This is a genomic window from Lysobacter capsici, from assembly GCF_018732085.1.
Classification (GTDB): domain Bacteria; phylum Pseudomonadota; class Gammaproteobacteria; order Xanthomonadales; family Xanthomonadaceae; genus Lysobacter; species Lysobacter capsici_A.
In genome coordinates, this window is sequence record NZ_CP076103.1 from 2,518,183 (window position 1) to 2,536,200 (window position 18,018).

At 67.5% G+C, this 18,018-nt stretch carries 14 protein-coding genes; 11 read left to right on the forward strand and 3 right to left on the reverse strand.

Annotated elements, in window-relative coordinates; all coding sequences use genetic code 11:
* Positions 1–9: 9 nt before the first annotated feature.
* The 3 genes from KME82_RS10590 (at position 10) to KME82_RS10600 (ending at position 2,146) form a co-directional block, all read left to right on the forward strand.
* Complete coding sequence (locus KME82_RS10590) at positions 10–867, forward strand: PA4780 family RIO1-like protein kinase (RefSeq protein WP_215498467.1); 858 nt, start codon at positions 10–12, stop codon at positions 865–867.
* A 65-nt stretch (positions 868–932) separates the two neighbouring features.
* Positions 933–1,391: an AAA family ATPase gene (locus tag KME82_RS10595; RefSeq protein WP_215498468.1), complete on the forward strand. Its 459-nt coding sequence runs from the start codon at positions 933–935 to the stop codon at positions 1,389–1,391.
* Positions 1,388–2,146 (forward strand): tRNA(His) guanylyltransferase Thg1 family protein, encoded by a 759-nt coding sequence (locus KME82_RS10600; RefSeq protein WP_215498469.1) that lies wholly within the window; start codon positions 1,388–1,390, stop codon positions 2,144–2,146. The genes KME82_RS10595 and KME82_RS10600 overlap by 4 nt, the downstream gene beginning before the upstream one ends.
* Before the next feature lie 69 nt (positions 2,147–2,215).
* Here KME82_RS10600 and KME82_RS10605 read toward each other — a convergent pair whose 3' ends face one another.
* The gene (locus KME82_RS10605) at positions 2,216–2,836 is read right to left on the reverse strand and encodes a LysE family translocator (protein ID WP_215498470.1); all 621 of its coding nucleotides are present in this window, start codon (positions 2,834–2,836) and stop codon (positions 2,216–2,218) included.
* Between the two features lie 65 nt (positions 2,837–2,901).
* Between KME82_RS10605 and KME82_RS10610 the strand changes: the two genes are divergently transcribed.
* The 7 genes from KME82_RS10610 (at position 2,902) to KME82_RS10640 (ending at position 14,298) form a co-directional block, all read left to right on the forward strand.
* A complete protein-coding gene (locus KME82_RS10610; RefSeq protein ID WP_215498471.1) occupies positions 2,902–3,819 on the forward strand; it encodes a LysR substrate-binding domain-containing protein in 918 nt (305 codons plus the stop codon).
* 961 nt (positions 3,820–4,780) lie between these two features.
* Positions 4,781–4,936 (forward strand): class III lanthipeptide, encoded by a 156-nt coding sequence (locus tag KME82_RS10615; protein ID WP_157753924.1) that lies wholly within the window; start codon positions 4,781–4,783, stop codon positions 4,934–4,936.
* Between the two features lie 197 nt (positions 4,937–5,133).
* Positions 5,134–7,872: a class III lanthionine synthetase LanKC gene (gene lanKC, locus KME82_RS10620; protein ID WP_215498472.1), complete on the forward strand. Its 2,739-nt coding sequence runs from the start codon at positions 5,134–5,136 to the stop codon at positions 7,870–7,872.
* A 40-nt stretch (positions 7,873–7,912) separates the two neighbouring features.
* The gene (locus KME82_RS10625) at positions 7,913–9,811 is read left to right on the forward strand and encodes an ABC transporter ATP-binding protein (RefSeq protein ID WP_215498473.1); all 1,899 of its coding nucleotides are present in this window, start codon (positions 7,913–7,915) and stop codon (positions 9,809–9,811) included.
* Between the two features lie 5 nt (positions 9,812–9,816).
* Positions 9,817–11,070 carry an efflux RND transporter periplasmic adaptor subunit gene (locus KME82_RS10630; protein WP_215498474.1) on the forward strand — a complete coding sequence of 418 codons (1,254 nt, stop codon included), beginning with the start codon at positions 9,817–9,819 and terminating at the stop codon, positions 11,068–11,070.
* Positions 11,071–11,086: 16 nt separating this feature from the next.
* Positions 11,087–11,866: an ABC transporter ATP-binding protein gene (locus KME82_RS10635; protein WP_215498475.1), complete on the forward strand. Its 780-nt coding sequence runs from the start codon at positions 11,087–11,089 to the stop codon at positions 11,864–11,866.
* Between the two features lie 2 nt (positions 11,867–11,868).
* Entirely contained in the window at positions 11,869–14,298 is a 2,430-nt protein-coding gene (locus KME82_RS10640) for an ABC transporter permease (RefSeq protein WP_215498476.1), read from the forward strand.
* A gap of 27 nt (positions 14,299–14,325) precedes the next feature.
* Here the strand turns inward: KME82_RS10640 and KME82_RS10645 are convergent, their stop codons facing one another.
* Complete coding sequence (locus KME82_RS10645) at positions 14,326–15,228, reverse strand: AraC family transcriptional regulator (RefSeq protein WP_215498477.1); 903 nt, start codon at positions 15,226–15,228, stop codon at positions 14,326–14,328.
* A 233-nt stretch (positions 15,229–15,461) separates the two neighbouring features.
* Between KME82_RS10645 and KME82_RS10650 the strand changes: the two genes are divergently transcribed.
* Entirely contained in the window at positions 15,462–16,211 is a 750-nt protein-coding gene (locus tag KME82_RS10650) for an SDR family oxidoreductase (RefSeq protein WP_215498478.1), read from the forward strand.
* A gap of 231 nt (positions 16,212–16,442) precedes the next feature.
* Here KME82_RS10650 and KME82_RS10655 read toward each other — a convergent pair whose 3' ends face one another.
* Positions 16,443–17,909 carry a TIGR04222 domain-containing membrane protein gene (locus KME82_RS10655; RefSeq protein ID WP_215498479.1) on the reverse strand — a complete coding sequence of 489 codons (1,467 nt, stop codon included), beginning with the start codon at positions 17,907–17,909 and terminating at the stop codon, positions 16,443–16,445.
* Positions 17,910–18,018 lie beyond the last annotated feature (109 nt).

Below are 18,018 nucleotides of genomic sequence, written 5' to 3' on the forward strand. Positions count from 1 at the left end.
CAGGACGATATGAAGACTCCACCCGGTTTGCAGGCGCTGATCGACGACGGCGTGATCGACGAAGTGATGCGCCCGCTCAAGAGCGGCAAGGAAGCCGCGGTGTATGTCGTGCGCTGCGGCGACGAGATCCGCTGCGCCAAGGTTTACAAGGACATGGCCCAGCGCAGCTTCCAGCAGCGCGTGCAGTACCAGGAAGGGCGCAAGGTGCGCGGCAGCCGCGAGGCGCGCGCGATCGGCAAGGCCACCAAGTACGGACGCAAGCAGCAGGAAACCGCGTGGAAGAACACCGAGGTCGACGCGCTGTACCAGTTGCGCGAGGCCGGCGTGCGCGTGCCCGAGCCGCACGGCTATTTCCACGGCGTGCTGGTGATGGAACTGGTCACCGACGCCGACGGCCATTCCGCGCCGCGCCTGGGCGAGGTCGAGCTGGCGCCGGACCAGGCGCGCGGCTTCCACCGTTTCCTGGTGCGCCAGGTGGTCAAGATGCTGTGCGTGGGCCTGATCCACGGCGATCTGTCCGAATACAACGTGCTGGTCGCGCCGGACGGCCCGGTCATCATCGATTTCCCGCAGGTGGTCAGCGCGGCCGGCAACAACGCCGCGCGCACGATGCTGCTGCGCGACGTCAACAACCTCACCGCCAGCCTGGGCGCATGGGCGCCGGAACTGCTCGATACCTGGTACGGCGAGGAAATGTGGGCATTGTTCGTCGCCGGCGATCTGCACCCGGACAGCGAATTGACCGGCGTGTTCGCGCATGACGAATCGGCGGTGGACCTCGACAGCGTGCGCCACGCGATCAACGACGCGCGCGAGGAAGCGCTGATCCGGCAGCAGGGGCGCGAGGCGGCGGCCGAGGCGGATTAGGCGGTCGCGCCACCCGGCCAGGCTCGGCTACAGTCGTCACACGATCAGGGGCGGGCGGGTGCGACATGGAAATAGTTCTGTTCATCGGCGCCCAGGGCGCGGGTAAGTCGCGTTTTTATCTCGACCGATTCTTCGCCACCCATCTGCGGGTCAATCTGGACATGCTCAAGACCCGTCATCGCGAACGGCTGTTGCTGCGCGCCTGTTTCGAGATGAAGCAGCGCTTCGTGGTCGACAACACCAACCCGACCTGCGACGAACGCGCCGCCTACATCGCCCAGGCCCGCGAGCATGGTTTCGCGGTGCGAGGTTATTACTTCGACGTGCCCTACGACGAGTTGCTGTCGCGCAACGCGCAGCGCGAGGGCAAGGCGAGGGTGTCGGAGGTCGCGATACGCGCGACCTTGAAACGATTGCAACCGCCCGCCTGGGCGGAAGGTTTCGAACAGCTCCACACAGTGCGGGTACGCGATGGCGGCTGTATCGTGACCGACTATGAATCTGAAAGTGAAGGCGCGCGATGAAGTTCGAAAATCTCGATGCGCGCATGCGTATCTACGAAACCGCTCACGATCACTGCGTACTGCCGGGCCTGCATATCGTGGTGCGCCTGGACGGCAAGAACTTCACCCGTCTGACCAAGGAAACCTGGCCGTTCGAAGCACCGTTCGACCCACGTTTTCGCGACCTGATGCTCGACACCGTGACCCACCTGATGGAGTGCGGCGGCGTCAACGCGGTGTACGGCTATACCCAGAGCGATGAAATCTCGCTGCTGCTGCGCCAGGACGACAACAGCTTTGGCCGTAAGACCCGCAAGCTGATCTCGGTATTGGCCGGCGAGGCCAGCGCCAAATTTAGTCTAGGTCTGGGCGGCGTGGGCGTGTTCGATGCGCGGGTGTCGCAATTGCCTTCAGCGGCGAGCGTGGTCGAGTATTTTCGTTGGCGCCATGAGGACGCCCATCGCAATGCGCTCAGCGCGCATTGCTATTGGCTGCTGCGCAAGCGCGGCGACAGCGCGCAGGCCGCGACCCAGGCCTTGCTCGGCCTGTCCACCGCCGGCAAGAACGAGCTGCTGTTTCAGCACGGCATCCAGTTCAACGACCTGCCGGCCTGGCAGAAGCGCGGTACGGCGATCCATTGGGAGGATTACAACAAGCCTGCGTTGCATCCCAGGACCGGTGAAGCGGTCACCGCGCAACGAAGGCGGCTGAGCCGTAATCTCGAATTGCCGCTCGGCGAGGCGTATGGCGAGTACGTGCGTGGCTTTTTGGCCTGATGGCGTTGCGCCATCCGATGGTCGGCGATCGCGATGCAAGCGCCGACGACCATCGCCACAGTACCGATCTCAGCGTTTGAGCGCAGACCCCGCCAACAACCCGCCGAACCCGATCAGCACCGCGCCGAACGCGCGGTCGATCCAGCGGCGCGCGCCCAGCAATCGCGTCTTCAGCGGGCCGCCCGAGAACAGCAAGGCCACCAGGCCGAACCAAAACACGTGGGTCGCGGATACGAACGCGCCGTAGCCGATTCGCACCGCCAGCGGCGTGCTCGGCTGCACCACCTGCAGGAACAGGCTGACGATGAACACCGTGCATTTCGGGTTCAAGGCGTTGGTCAGGAAACCGGTGCGCAATGCGGCGAAATCCGACAGCTCCGCGGTGTCGGCATCGGTCGCCGCCGCGTCGGCCGCCGGCGCGCGCAGCATTTTCCAGCCCAGGTAGATCAGGTACAGCGCGCCGACGATCTTGAGCGCTGCGTACAGGCGCAGCGATTGCTGGATCACCAGCCCGACCCCGAGCAGGGTGTAGGCCACATGCACCCACACGCCCAGGCCGATGCCGAGCGCGGTCAACAGGCCGGCGCGGCGCGAACGCAGCAGGCTGTTGCGCGACACCATCGCGAAGTCCGGCCCGGGGCTGATCACGGCCAGTACGGTGATGGTGAATACGGCTAACAGTTCCTGCATGGGCGGTTCGTCGCGGATCGGAGGATAAGCGCTAAATTAGTTGCCTGCGGGCAGGGCGGCAAACGATGAATAGTCACGACAATGGTGAGCAAAATTCACGATCGATCCGGGCTGCGTTGCCGCCGCTGGGCGGCTTGCGCTGCTTCGAGGCTGCCGCGCGCCTGGGCAGCTTCACCCGCGCCGCCGAAGAACTGCACCTGACCCACGGCGCGATCAGCCGCGCGGTGCGTTCGCTCGAAGACACGCTCGGCGTGGCCTTGTTCGAACGTCGCAACCAGCGCGTGCATCTGACCGCGGCCGGGGCGAGGTTGCGCGATGCGGCGGCGTCGGCCTTCGATGGACTCGCCGCGGCCGTGCAGGAGCTGCGCAGCACGTCGCGCTCGCCGGTGCTGGTGCTGTCGTGCGAGCCGACCTTGCTGATGCGTTGGCTGATCCCGCGGCTGCCGTCGTTTCATGCCCTGCATCCGCGGATCGCGCTGCAACTGGTGGCCGGCGGCGGGCCGGTCGGTTTCGGCGAGGTCGATCTGGCGATCCGGCGCGACGATTTCGAACGCGATGCGCGGGTGCATGCGCAGTTCCTGTTCGAAGAACGCATCGGCCCGGTATGCAGCCCGCGCGCGCGCGCCCAGGCCGTGAGCGGCGCCGGCTCGCGCCTGCGCCTGCGCGCGCATGCGACGCGATTGCACAGCGCGACGCGGCCGAGCGCATGGAGCGACTGGGCGCGCGCGAGCGGCCGCGGCCTGCCCGAAGCGCCTTCGCAGCGCTTCGAACATTTCTACTTCAGTTTGCAGGCGGCCTCGGCCGGAGTCGGCGTGGCGATCGGGCCGTGGCAGTTGGTGCGCGACGAGATCGATGCCGGCCTGCTCGACGCGCCGTTCGGTTTCGTCGCCGACGGCAGCGCGTATCACCTGCTGTCGCCGGCGCCGATCGCGCCGGAGTCCGACGCCGCGCAGTTGCTCGATTGGCTGCGTTCGCAGGCCTGAGCGCGCCGAGGCGGCGCGGGCATGCGGGACGCGAGGGTGGCCGTGTATGCGGTCCGCGCGGGATGGCGGTCGATCTCGTTGCCGCTGGCGTTGCGTGCACGCAACACGATCAGCTGCGGCACGTCACGCTCGCGGATCGACTGGCGCTGAATGAACACGCGTCCTTATCGTGCGCTCTCTATAGAAATGGTGTCGGTGTCGCGATGTTCGATCCGTGGTTCGCGTCAGTCAGCGTATTTAACTTTCGCGCGACACCGCCTGCGATGCGATGAGGTTTCGCCGTTCGCGCCGTTCGCGCTCGAATGCGTTTTGCAATGTGCAGGCCAGTTCTCGATTCATTGCCGAAATTGTTGCCGATGTCGCAGATGCGTGTGTTTGTGCGTGCTTGAATGCTTCACGGCGAGGTGATTCGCTCGCACATGCAAACAGGCCGAAGGCCGCGTTTGTTTGTGCGATGCAGCGATCAGAGCGACTCGCTACAGGGGCGGCGCCGTGATGCGGCGTCGATAAGGACGGCGAGTAGGGATCACTCGTTCTATGGACGCGCTCGTTTCTTTTTCTATCGCGCTCGATGCGCCTGAACCGGCGATTCCGCCGAGCCTGCAGTGTGCGTGCGCGCTTTCGCGCCGCGCGTGCTGTCGTGCGCTCTGCGTCATGTCCCCTGTGTCCCAACGAACGCGGCCCCGGGTCTGAAATCGGGGCTTTTTTATGCGGTTTCCTCGCTCCGGCCGGATAAGGCGGCCGAGCGAAGAGACTCGTGTGGATCCACGTGCATGAAATTCGCCGGCCATGGACAGCCGGGGGAGAAGTCGAGCGCTCCGGCGCTTGATGCAACGCACGCCGGGACTGAGCGCGCGCCGGAGCCGGCACGCCTGCACGCTTCCAGGACGGAGGCGGGCGGGATCACGCGGGGACGCAATCGCTGCGTCCTTCAATCGATGATCTCAAGGAGGATAGACCCATGAACCGCATCTTGAACCTGCAGAAACTCGCCGTCAGCGCCGATCCGAGCGACGGCGCCGCCGCCGACAGCACCAGCAGCTTCGCCGGCTGCAACTGTTCGACCAGCAGCAACGGCGGCTGCCTGTGCAGCGGTGAAGTGACCATCGCGGTCTGAGTCGTGGTCGGAGCCCCGGGGAGGTAACGCCTCCCCGGGCTCCAATTGATGCAATGCCGCTGACGAGGCGAACAGCGTCGCGCGATCTGTCGCGTGTTCGGGCAGCGCGTGGTTTTCGAGCAGGCAACCAATATCGCTCGTCGCGATGATGGATCGCGACAGCGCGCGCGGACAATCAATCAACCAGGGGATGGGGCATGGGCGAGCTGCTGATACAGGACAAACAGCTGTTCTCGATGGCGAGCAAGGAGTTCTACGAACCCATGTCGCGCTATCAACCCCTGATGGGCGACTACCACGCGCAGGTGCAGCGTCTGCTTCCGTCCGACTGGCGGATCGACCAGCACAATGTCTGGTGGGGCTGCAACTACGAAGGCGCGCAGATTCCGGCGCAGGGCTGGAAGATCCATCTGTCGGCCACGCCCGCGCATTCGCCGGCGATCCTGATGACCGTGGCCCGGATGATGATCGAGCGCCGGGTCACCTTCAAATTCCTGGTCGACCGCACCTTGCTGCACCTGTCCAACGGCAAGCGCTGGTCGCGCGGCGCGGCCGGAAAGTTCATCACCGTCTATCCCACCAGCACCGAGCACTGCGCCGAACTGCTGGAGGATCTGCACCGGGCGACCATCGGTTACTGGGGGCCGTACATCCTGTCGGATCGTCGCTACAAGGACAGCCGGATCGTGCATTACCGCTATGGCGGTCTGTTGCCGGTCAAGCGCCTGGACGTCAGCGGCCGCACCGTGCATGTGATCCAGGATCAGGACGGCAATTACATCGACGACGAGCGCACGCCGTTCTTCCATCTGCCCGACGGCGTGCAGGACCCGTTCGAGGAGCCCGCCGCGGCGACCGCCGACGAAGGCGAGGACGGCACCTTGTGCAAGGGACGCTATGAAGTGCGCGAGGTGCTGGCCTCGAGCAATCCGGGCAGTGTGTACCTGGCTTGGGACCGCCACGGCGAGCGCCAGGTCGTGATCAAGGAAGGCCGGCCCTACACCAACGTCTCCGCGCGCGGCCTGGATGCGATGCAGTTGCTCAAGAAGGAGCACCGTCTGCTCGGCCTGATCGCGGATCTGGAGATCGCGCCCAAGCCGCTGGATTTCTTCCTCGACTGGGAACACGCCTACCTGGTCGAGGAATACCTGGAGGGCAGCCACACCTTGCGCGGCCATCTGCTGCAGATCGGCCTGCTGTTGCGCACCCGGCCCACCGCCGAGTACGCGCGCGAGTACTACCGCCGTTATCGCCATCTGTTCATCGAGCTGGCGAAGATGGTCAAGGCGCTGCACGACCGCAACATCGTCTTCAGCGATCTGTCGATGGCCAACGTGATGGTGTTCATGCGCGACGGCGACGACCAGTATCCGACGCTGAAGCTGATCGACTTCGAGGGCGCTTACGAGGAAGGCATCGATCTGCCCACCCATCTGATGACCCCGGGCTTTTCGACCCAGCAGGCGGCCGATCGCGGCATGTCGACCAAGCGCGACGATTATTATTCGATCGGCGGGCTGATGATGGCCGGCCTGTTCCCGATGAATTCGCTGCTGGTGCTCGATCGCGATGCGCACCGGCGCTACATCGACGCGTGCCGCCGCGATTTCGATCTGCCCGACGATCTGGCCGAACTGATCCTGGCGCTGCTGCATCCCGATGAAGAACAGCGGCCGGGCATGGAGCATGTGATCGAGGTGCTGTCGGTCGATCACGAGCCGCGCGAACCCAACATCGGCACCTACGAACTGGACCGGATCGACCTGGACCAGACCATCGAGCGCATCCTGGGCTACGCCGACTCGGTCGCCGATTTCGAACGCAGCGACCGGTTGTATCCGGCCGATGCGATGGTGTTCGACACCAATCCGCTCAGCATCGCCCACGGCGCCTGCGGCGTGGCCTATGTGATGCAGCGCGCGCGCGGCACCTTGGACCCGCGGGTGATCGAATGGATCCGCACGCAGAACCTCAACCTCAAGGGGCGCACCTATTCGCCGGGCCTGTACACCGGGCTGGCCGGCATCGCCTGGTCGATGCTGGAACTGGGGCTGCGCGAGGAAGCGATCGAGGCCATGGAACACACCCGCGATCATCGTTTGCTGTGGAATTCGCCGACGTTGTTCGACGGCGCATCGGGGTGGGGCATGGCGCAACTGCGGTTCTTCCGCGAGACCGGCGACCAGGCGTATCTGGAGGCGGCGCGCAAGGTCGGCAATTTCCTGATCGAAAGCCGCGAGGTCGATCCCGAACTGTTTCCCGGTTGTTTCTGGAATGCGCCCGAGGGCGTGTCGTCGAGCCTGGCGCACGGCGCGGCGGGGATCGCGCTGTTCCTGCTGTATCTGCATTACGCCACCGGCGAGGAGCGCTTCCTGGCGACCGGGCGGCAGGCCATGGAATGGGTCATGCACAAATCCGTGCGCAACGTCGAAGGCGGCCTGACCTGGCGCGCGCGCGACCGCACCGCGACCTTCACCCCGTACTGGCGCTGGGGCAGTTCCGGCATCGGCCGGGTGTTGCTGCGCTACTGGCATGCGACCGGCGAGGCGGACTATGCCGAGCCGATGGAGCACATCCATATCGAATGCGACCGCAAGTACACGATCTTTCCCGGGTATTTCTTCGGCATCGCCGGAATCGCGGAAATGTACCTGGACATGGCGCGCTTCCCGCGCTGGGAAGCGATGGCGATGGCGGCGACGCGGCGGTTGCTGGCCGGCGCGATGCTGTTCCCGGTCGAACGCGAGGGCGGGCTGGCGTTTCCGGGCGAATCGCTGACCCGGATCAGTTGCGACTTCGGCACCGGCGGCGCGGGTGTGGCGTTGGTGATGGACCGCTATCGCAAGCGCGACGGCGCCTCGTTCATGCTCGACGACCTGCTGCCGGACTGGTCGCCGCAGGATCGTCCGGAGCCGGCGTACGAGGCCTTGTCGTGAGGCCGGCGCCGATGGCACGAACCGCGGGGTGCGCGTACCGATGAGCGCAAAGGCGGGCGAGGACGGGCTGGAGCTGAGCGCGCAGGCGAGGCGAATCTACGCCTTCGCCCGGCCGTACGCCGGGCCGATCGCGCTGTCGCTGGTGCTGATCATGCTCGCCACCGCGATCGGGCTGCTGCTGCCGCTGGGGATCAAGCGATTGTTCGACCAGATGCTGGCTGAGCGCGACACCACGACCATCCACCTGGTCACGCTGGCCTTGCTCGGCATCTTCGTGTTGCGCGCGGTGTTCAGCTTCATCGGCCAGTTCCGCCTGCAACTGGTCGGCGACCAGGTGGTCGCCGCGCTGCGCGTCCAGGTGTTCGAGCACCTGCATACGCTGGGCCTGGACTATCACATCCAGCAGCGCATCGGCGATCTGCTGTCGCGGCTGGGCAACGATGTCGCCGCGGTGCGCAACATCGTCGCCAATCTGTCGGTGTACGTGGTCATCAACCTGTTCCAGTTCATCGGCGCGGCGGTGGTGATGCTGGGCATGAACTGGCGCATGGGCCTGCTGGTGCTGGCGGTGACGCCGCTCACCACCGTGGTCACGCGCAGTTTCGGTCCGGTGCTGCGCCGGTTGTCGGCGAAGATCCAGGACGAGCTGGCCCATTCGACCACCATCGCCCAGGAATCGCTGACCGGGATCGAGCTGATCAAGGCCTACGCGCGCGCGCCGCGCGAGGCCCAGCGCTATCGCAGCGGCATGAATCGCTACCTGGCGGTGGTGCTGAGCGCGCGCCGCACCGATGCCTTCTTCAATGCGCTGATTTCCCTGCTCACCGCGAGCTCGACCATCGCCATCTTCTGGTACGGCGGCCTGCAGGTGATGGCCGGAGAGCTCAGCGCCGGCAGCCTGGTCGCGTTCTTGCTGTATTCGCAGAACATCACCCAAAGCATCGTCACCTTGTCGCAGCAGTATTCCAGCTTCAGCCAGGCGGCCGGCGCGTCCAAGCGGGTGTTCGAGATCCTCGACATCGAACCGAGCCTGCGCGAACGCGCCGATGCGGTGGAACTGCGCACGCACAGCGCGGTGGTCGAGTTCGACGGCGTCGACTTCGCCTACCGCGCCGAGGAACCGGTGCTGCACGGCATCGAGTTGCGCGCCGAGCCCGGCCAGACCGTGGCCCTGGTCGGCCACAGCGGCGCCGGCAAGTCGACCCTGGTGCGGTTGATTCCGCGCCTGTACGACGTCGGCGCGGGCGCGGTGCGGATCAACGGCCGCGACGTGCGCGACTACACGCTCGAATCATTGCGCCAGTCGGTGGCGATGGTCTCGCAGGACGTGTTCCTGTTCGGCACCAGCGTGCGCGAGAACATCCGCTACGGCCGCCTCGACGCCAGCGACGAGGAGGTCGAGGCCGCCGCGCGCGCCGCGCACGCGCACGAGTTCATCGAGCGTCTGCGCGAGGGCTACGACACCCAGATCGGCGAACGCGGGCTGCAGCTCAGCGGCGGTCAGCGCCAACGCATCTCGATCGCCCGCGCGCTGCTCAAGGACGCGCCGATCCTGTTGCTGGACGAGGCCACCTCGGCGGTCGACGGCGCGGCCGAGGCGCTGATCCAGCAGGCGATCGAACGGCTCAAGCGCGAGCGCACGACCTTCGTGGTCGCGCACCGCCAGGCCACCGTGCGCAATGCCGACGTGATCCTGGTGCTGGAGCACGGACGCATCGTCGAACGTCCCAGCTACGCCGAATTCATCGCTCGCGACCATGGCCTGGCGGTCGCGTTGCATACACGTCAGAACCCGCAGCCGGTGGCCGAGCCGGTGGCCTCGACGGGCCGGGAATCGGGAATGGGGAATCGGGAGTCGGAACAGCCGGCCCCGACGCGAACTGCTTTTTCGATTCCCGATTCCCGACTCCCGATTCCCCGCTCGACCATGGTGGAGTAAGCGTCATGGATGTGATCAAACCGAAAAAAGCCGGATTCATGCGCAAACGCAGCGGCTGGTGGCTGGCCGGCGGCAGCGTGGCCCTGGTCGCGGTCAGCGCGGCGCTGATGGGCCTGGGCGAAGCGATGCCGAGCGCGCAGCGTTCGGACCTGTGGATCGACGCGGCCACGCGCGGCGACATGGTCCATGAGATCCGCGCCACCGGCACCCTGGTGCCGCGCGACGTGCGCTGGATCACCGCGGCGACCGCCGGAACCGTGCAGGAAGTGCTGGTGCTTCCCGGCGCGCGAGTGGGCGTGGACACCTTGATCCTGCGGCTCGGCAATCCGGCCGCGATGGCCGCGCTGGAAAAAGCCCGCGCGTCGCTGGCCGGCGCCGACGCCGATGTCGCCGCCCAGCGCACCGCCTTGCAGTCGCAGTTGCTCGATCAGGAAGCGACCCTGACCAAGGCCGAGTCGGTCTATCAGATCAGCAAGGCCAAGACCGAAGCGCAGGCTCGCGCCGAGGCCGCCGGGGCTTCGTCGAAAATGGAACTGCGGCAGAGCCAGATCACCCTGGTCCAGGACGGCAATCTGGTCGCGGTGGAAAAACGCCGCGCCGCCGCGGCGCGGCAGAACTTCGATGCGCAGATGCGCGCCGCGCAGGCCAAGCGCGACGAAGTCGCCAGCGCGTTCGAACTGGCGCGACAGGACGTGGCCGCGCTGGAAGTGCGCGCCGGCATCGACGGCATCCTGCAGCAGATGGATGTCGAACCCGGGCAGCAGGTTCCGCTCGGCACCAGCCTGGCGCGGGTGGCGCGGCAGGAAGTGTTGATCGCGCGCCTGCAGGTGCCGGAGGTGCAGGCCAAGGACCTGAGCCTGGACCTGCCGGTGCAGGTCGATACCCACAACGGCGTGGCCGAGGGCCGGATCACCCGCATCGACCCGGCGGTGAAGGAAGGCCGGGTCACCGTCGACGTCGGTTTCGCGCGGCCGCTGCCCTCGGGCGCGCGGCCGGACTTGTCGGTCGACGGCCGCATCGTGCTGGCGCGCCTGCACGACGTGCTGAGCATCGGCCGGGCCGCGAGCGCGACGCCGCAGTCCGGCTCGCGCGTGTTCGTGCTGGCGGCCGGCAGCGACGTGGCGCGGCGCGTGCAGGTCGCCTACGGCCGCGCGTCGGGCGATCGCATCGAAGTGCGTTCGGGCCTGCGCCCGGGCGATCAGGTGATTCTTTCCGAAACCAGCCAGTGGGACCGCTACGACACCCTCAAGGTGCGTTGATCACTACGGAGCGCGCATGAACGCAGCAGCCAGTTTCCAGACGCTTCAAGGCGACGGCGCCGCCGCGGCCGGCGAGGCATCGGCCGTACACGCCGCCGCGGTCGCCGCGCCGCTGATCCGGCTGCGCGGCCTGGACAAGGTTTTCGACACCGACGAAGTGCGCACCCATGCCTTGGCGGCGGTGTCGCTGGAGATCGCGCGCGGCGATTTCGTCGCCATCACCGGGCCGTCGGGCTGCGGCAAATCGACCCTACTGTCGATCCTCGGCCTGCTCGATGCGCCCAGCGGCGGCGAATACTGGCTCAACGGCCGCGATGTCGCCGGGCTCGGTCGCGCGGCGCGCGCACAGATCCGCAACGACGAGATCGGTTTCATCTTCCAGTCGTTCAACCTGATCGCCGATCTGAGCGTGGAGGAAAACGTCGAACTGCCGTTGACCTACCGCAGCGCGATCGGCCGCGACGAGCGTCGCCGCCGCGTGAGCGAGGCGCTCGAACGCGTCGGCATGGCGCATCGCGCGCGGCATTACCCGGGGCAGTTGTCCGGCGGCCAGCAGCAGCGCGTGGCGGTGGCGCGCGCGCTGGTCGGCGAGCCGGCGATCCTGCTCGCCGACGAACCCACCGGCAACCTCGACAGCCACAACGGCGAGGCAGTCATGGGCCTGCTCGAAGACCTGCATCGCGGCGGTTCGACCTTGTGCATGGTCAGCCACGATCCGAGTTTCGCCGCGCGCGCCGGGCGCGTGGTGCGCATGCTCGACGGCCGCATCCAGTCCGACAACGCGGAAGCGCTTTGAGCATGGCCGCGATGCTGATCCTGGGCGAATGGCTGCGCGCGTGGCGCAATCTGCTGCGCAAGCCGGGCTATCTGCTGGTCGCGGCGCTGACCCTGGCCTTGGGCGTGGCCGCCAGTTGCGCGGTATTCTCGCTGCTCTATCAAGGTTTACTGCGGCCGCTGCCGTTCGCCCAGCCGCAGCAGTTGCTGGCGATCGGCATGGACTACGAAGGCAGCGTGGTCGCCGCGCCGGCGATCCAGCGCAGCCTGCGCGAACTGCCGGAATTCTCCGCCAGCGGCATCGCGTCCTCGTTCGTGCGCAACGTCAATGTCGTGCGCGACGATGCGCTGCTGGTCAGCCCGTTGTTGCTGGCCGACCACGGATTTCTCGAAACGCTCGGCGTGCGCATGGCGCTGGGCCGCAATTTCAGCGATGCCGAGGATCGCCCCGAAGGCGATCGGGTGGTGGTGATCGGCCATGGTTTCTGGATCGCCCAGTTCGGCGGCGATGCGAACGTGCTCGGCCGCTCGATCGTGCTGGAAGGCAAGCCGGCGCGGATCATCGGCGTGCTGCCGAAGGATTTCGCCTGGGTCGAGGACTTCGATCTGCTGGTGCCGATGCGGCTCGCGCCCGCGAGCCAGGACATGGACACCAACCAGTACGCGATCGCGCGCCTGCGCGGCCCGGCCGCGGGTTTGAATGCGCGCATCGACGCGCGCATCCATGCTCTGATCGGCGATCTGCGCTCGGGCATGCCGCCCGAGGCGTACCAGCATCTGTCGCGCCAGCGCTACATCGCCATGCCGCTGCGCGAGTTCTACACCGGCGCCACCGGCGCGACCTTGTGGCTGTTCTTCGCCGCGGCCCTGTGCGTGCTGGCGATCGCCGCGATCAACTTGACCAACCTGGTGATCCAGCGTTCGATCGTGCGCACCCACGACAGCGCGGTGCGCGCGGCGCTGGGCGCGACGGGCCTGCGCCTGGCGATGCCGGCGTTCGCCGAAGCGTTGTTGATCGGCGCCTGCGGCAGCGTGGCCGGGATCGCGTTGGCCTGGGCCGGCTTGCGGCTGCTGGCCGGCTCGGTGCCGCCGCAGTGGTTGCCGGGCGGACGCATCGCGCTGGTCGCGGCCGGCGGCTGGTTCGCGTTGGCGATCGGTGTGCTGGTGGCCTTGCTCGCGGCCGCGCTGGGCGTGTGGCGCGGCCGCGTGCGCAGCCTCAGCGCCGAACTGGTCGGCGGCGGCCGCTCCGGATTGAGCCGGCATGCCGGGCGCCTGGGGCGGGTGTTGGTGATCGTGCAGGTGGCGCTGGCGGCCTTGCTGTTGGTGATCGCCAGCTTGTTCATGCGCAGCCTGTACGAATTGAATTCGGTGCCGCTGGGGTTCGACGCGACTTCGGTGGAGACCTTCAAGCTGGCGCCGGTGCGGCGCATCTACACCGACATCGACGCGGTCAACGCGCAGACGCGCGCGGTGCTCGATCGCCTGCGCGCGTTGCCGGGCGTGCAGCGGGTCGCGGTGACCGGCAACCTGCCGCTGGGCTCGCAGCTCAATCTGCCGGCGACCTTGGCCGACGGACGTTCGATCCAGCCGCAGTACCGCCCGGTCGACGGCGATTACTTCGCGTTGTTCGCCATCGCCAGCAGCGCCGGACGCGTGTTCGACGCGCGCGACAGCCACGGCGCCGAACCGGTGTGCGTGGTCAGCGCCGCGTTCGCCAGCGCGTATCTCAAGGGCGATCCGTTAGGGCAGACCCTGCGCATGGGCCGCGGCGACGGCAACGCGATGCCGACGATGCGCGTGGTCGGCGTGGTCGGCGATGTGCGCCAGTTCGGGCCGGCCGAACCGGCGCCGCCGATCGTGTACGTGCCGCTGGCGCAGATGCCGCCCAAGCTGTGGAACACGATGCGCGAGTTCGGCCCGTTGAACTACGCGGTGCGCACCCACGGACAGGTGGCGAACCTGGAGCCGATGCTGCGCAAGGCGGTGGCCGAGGCCGCGCTGCTGCAACCCATCGGCGATATCCGTTCGATGCGCTCGGTGGTCGATGAAACGATGGGCGAGAGCCGGCTGCAGTTGCTGCTGGTCGGGTTGTTCTCGCTGCTCGCGCTGTCGCTGGCCTGCATCGGGCTGTACGCGGTGCTGTCGGTCAACGTGGCCGCGCGCCGTCACGAGTACGGCGTGCGTGCCGCGCTCGGCGCCAGTGCGCGCCGTCTGCTGGCGCTGGTGTTCCGCGACAGCGCGCTGCAGGTCGCGATTGGCCTGGGTGCGGGCTTGATCGCCGCGCTGCTGGCGGCGCGGGTGATCCGGCGTTTCCTGTTCGGCGTCGGCGCGGCCGATCCGCTGGCGATGCTGGCGGTGGCGCTGGTGTTGGCGCTCGCCGCGGCCGTGGCCACCGCGCTGCCGGCGTTGCGGGTGGCGCGCTCGGACCCGATGCAGGCGCTGCGCGTGGACTGAGCCGCGCGCCGCGCGCGGCGAGGCGGTTCAAGCGCCGCGAAAACTCGCCGGCATCTCGCGCAGTCGCGCCACGTCGCGCAGCGGCGGCGCGCCGAATAGGCGCGCGTATTCGCGGCTGAACTGCGAGGGGCTGTCGTAACCGACCGCGTGGCCGGCGCTGGCCGCGTCCATCGCCTGACCCAGCATCAGGCCGCGCGCCTGCTGCAAACGCAGTTGCTTCTGATACTGCAGCGGGCTCATGCGGGTGACGGTCTTGAAATGCGCATGCAGGGCCGAGGGGCTCATGCGCGCGTGCGCGGCGAGTTCGGCCATGTCGAAGGGTTCGCGGAAATTGCGCTTGATCCAGTCGATCGCGCGATGCACCTGGCGGCTGCGGCTTTCGCCGTGGGCGATGTCGTACAGGCGCGCGGCCTGTTCGCCCTTGATCAGGCGATACAGGATTTCGCGTTCGATCAGCGGCGCCAGCATCGCAATGTCGGCGGGCGTGTCGAGCAGGTTCAACAGCCGCACCGCGGCGTCGAGCAGATCCGAGGTGGCATCGCTGAGCATCAGGCTGGGGCCGGGCGCGGTCTCGATCGCCGGCGGCAGGCCCGATTCGATCCACAGCGCGCTCAGCAGCGCCGGGTCGAGGTCGATGCGCAGGCACAGGTAGGGTTCGTCGTCGCTCGCGTGAACGATCTCGCCGATGATCGGCACGTCGACCGACACCACCAGGTAGCGCTGGCGATCGTATTCGTAGATGCGGTCGCCGAGGATCACCCGCTTGCGGCCCTGGGCGACGATGCAGACCGCCGGCCGGTGCAGTTCGTGCAGCGCATCGACCGGGCGGCTGCAACGGATCAGCTGCACCCGCGGCAACGCGGTCGGGTGCAGGCCGTCGCCGTCGGAGTATCGGTCAATCGTGCGGGCGAGCAGGTGTGCGGGATTCATGACGGAAACATCGCCTCGGTGGGGTGCGGGCCCTGGTTCTCAGCAAATTCTGCCGATCGGCCCGATGCGGCGATGATCCGCGCGCGGCGATGGCCGGACAAGCCTTCGCGGGTGGGTCTGGAGGATCGTGCAAGAGTGCGCGGCGATCGTGCTATCGCCGCGAGGCCGCGGGTCCCCAAAGTTCGCCGCAGGCCGGACGACCCGCGTCCGCCATCCGAACCGAGGACACCGACATGAGCACGACTACTTCCAACTCGTTGCACGGCAAGACCGTACTGATCACCGGCGCCAGCAGCGGCATCGGCGAAGCGACCGCGACGCTGCTGGCGCAGCGCGGCGCCAACGTGGTGATCGGCGCGCGCCGCGGCGAACGCCTGCAGGCGCTGGAGCAGGCCATCGCCGCCGCCGGCGGCTCGGTCCGCCATCGCCTGCTCGACGTCACCGATGCGGCCGATGTCGCCGCGTTCGTCGCCTACGCCCAGCAGCAATTCGGCCGCGTCGACGTGCTGGTCAACAACGCCGGAGTGATGCCGCTGTCGCCGCTGAGCGCGCTCAAGCTGGACGAATGGAATCGCATGATCGACGTGAACATCCGCGGCGTGCTGCACGGGATCGCCGCGATCTTGCCGGTGATGCAGGCGCAGGGATCGGGTCAGGTGATCAACGTAGCGTCCCTGGGCGCGCATTACGTGGTGCCGACCGGGGCGGTGTACTGCGCGACCAAGTTCGCGGTGTGGGCGATCTCCGACGGCCTGCGCCAGGAGCACGACACGATCCGGGTAACCACGATTTCGCCCGGCGTGGTCGAGTCGGAACTGGCCGACACCATCACCGACCCGGCCACCGCGCAGGGCATGAAGGAATTCCGCCGCATCGCGATCCAGCCCGATGCGATCGCGCGCGCGATCGCGTTCGCGATCGAACAGCCGGCCGATGTCGATGTCAGCGAAGTGATCGTGCGGCCGACGGCGGGGACGTTCTGATCCGGCGGCTCGGCGCGAGTGGATCGAAGCCTCCTGGAACGAGTGCGCGCTTGCTCGAACATGAGCCGCTCGCAACCGCTCGCCATCAATCCGGCGGCATGATCGGAAGAGTCAAAAGCAGCCTGTCCCCGCGATGCCGTGGGGACAGGCTGCCGGCGTCGGGATGACCGAGGGTTCGACGGCTCGGGCCGGACGGGCTTGGACCGAGCTGCAGAGAGCCAAACAGCGGTATCAACTGCCGCCGCAACCCCCACAGCCGCCGCCGCAACCCCCGCCGCCGCCATCGCCACCCCCGCCGTCGCCGCCACCACCACCCCCATCGCCGCCGCCCACGCCGCCATGACCGCCGGGCTCGCGCACGAGGTTGTAGCTGTCCAGCGGCGTGCCCATCAGCGCCGCGGGGCCGATCAGCGCGACGTAGGTCATCGCATCGCCGGGCGCTTCGTTCGCCCGGCGGCGGGCGCGGAACAGCTCCCATTCGCCGGCGCGGCTGATCGCCTCGGCCGGGATCGCCATGCGCACCAGGGTGATCAGCATCATCAGCACGGTCAGCACCACCAGGAACGCGACCGGATGATCGCCCTGCAGGCCGATGATGATCTTGCTCAGGCCCACTACGATCACCGCCACCGGCGGCACCAGCGACCACAGCTTGGCCTTGAAGCGCTGCTCGGTGGTGTTGGCCAGGCCGACGCGCTGCAGTTCTTCGTCCATGTGTTCGTATTTCTGGCGCAGCAGGCCGAGGATGTGCGACAGGTTCTTGCGCGAGGCGATGATGGTATCCATCGCTTCGCGCAGGATCGGCGGCAGCGCGTCCATCTGCGCCGGTATCGGCGGTTGCGGCCGCAGCCACACCTGGTCGTTGTAGCGCGCCGCGTTGAGGTCCTTGCGGTCGAATTCGAGCACGACCAGATCGCGCGCCAGCAACTCGGCCACGACCGCGTCGGCGACGCGACTGGCGCCGCCGGCCAGGTAGGCCAGTTCCCAGGGTTCGGCCTTGCGCGCGGCGCGGTCGCCGTGATCGCCGCCTTGTCGCAGCAGCCAGCCGCTCAGGCGCAGCGAGGCGAACATCAAGGTCAGATACCACAGCAGGAACGCGCCGCCGGTCCAGTGCAATGGATTGAGGCGTTCGCAATACGAGGCCAGCAGGATGTAGGCGATGGCGGTGATCGACCCCATGCGCACCAGCCAGCGCAGGCTGTTGGACGGTTCGCGCTGCGATCCCGCGCCGAGCGCGCGGACTTTCTGGGCGATGCGCGCGTCCGGCCAGATGCGTTCGGGCAGCGGGCCGAAATAGCGTCGGTAGCTGTCCAGGGTGTCGGCGTATTGCGCTTCATGGCGCCGGTCTTCGGCGACCCCGCCACGCGAAGGCACGTGGTGCAGCGGCTGCTTGAGCACCTGCTGGCAGAACGCCTGATAGCCGCGGGTGTCGGTGATGTGGGTATGCCAGACCTGATCGACCCGCTGGCTCGGCGTGACCGGATGGCCGGCGGCCACCGCGAGAAAGCAAAAGCGCCGGTATTCCTCGATCGCGGCCTTCGCATCGTCGAGGTGCAAGCGCGCGTCCTTGGCCACGCGCAGCGCGAATTCGTCGGAACCGGGTTCGTCGAAACGATGCTCGCGCAAGCGTTCCCACAAGTCTTTTTGTTGCTTCGTCCATTGCGCGGCGTCCGTCGCCGCAGTGTCCGGATCGCTCATGACAATCCTCCGCAAGTCCATCCATTGAACCGTGGTGTCTTCACTGTACGGCGTACCGTGCGATCCGTCGCCGCGCCAGCTTGGGCGGCACGGTACGTGGGCGCCGATC